Source organism: Pseudomonas sp. AC463, from assembly GCF_979253585.1.
Window position 1 is genome coordinate 1 of sequence record NZ_CEEDDZ010000166.1, and the last position, 399, is coordinate 399.

The window sequence follows — 399 nt, forward strand, 5'->3', positions numbered from 1 at the left end:
GCGTTGGTGCCGCTGGCCCGCGTCGAGGCCATGCCGCCGATCGTCGCATTCGCGCCCGGATCGATCGGAAAGACCAGGCCGGTGTCGCGGAGATGGGCGTTGAGTTCCTCGCGCCGCACGCCCGCCTGCACGGTGCAGTCGAAATCCTCGGCATGGATCGCGAGGATCGCGTCCATCCGCGACAGGTTGATGCTGACCCCGCCGGTCACCGGCAGCGCGGTGCCCTCGATCGAGGTGCCCGCGCCGAACGGGACGATCGCCACCCCCGCCGCCATGCACAGCCGGACGCAGTCGGCGACCTCCTCCGTCGAGGCGGCGAAGACCACCGCGTCGGGAAGCGCCTCCGCGAAATGCGCCTCGCTGGTGCCGTGCTGGCGGCGGATGCCCTCACCCAGTGCC

At 71.7% G+C, this 399-nt stretch carries 1 protein-coding gene; it reads right to left on the bottom strand.

Features of this window, described 5'->3' with window-relative positions; genetic code table 11:
- On the bottom strand, window positions 1-399 hold a 399-nt coding region (locus AC0IYH_RS29615; protein WP_471837633.1), incomplete at both ends, for an FAD-binding oxidoreductase.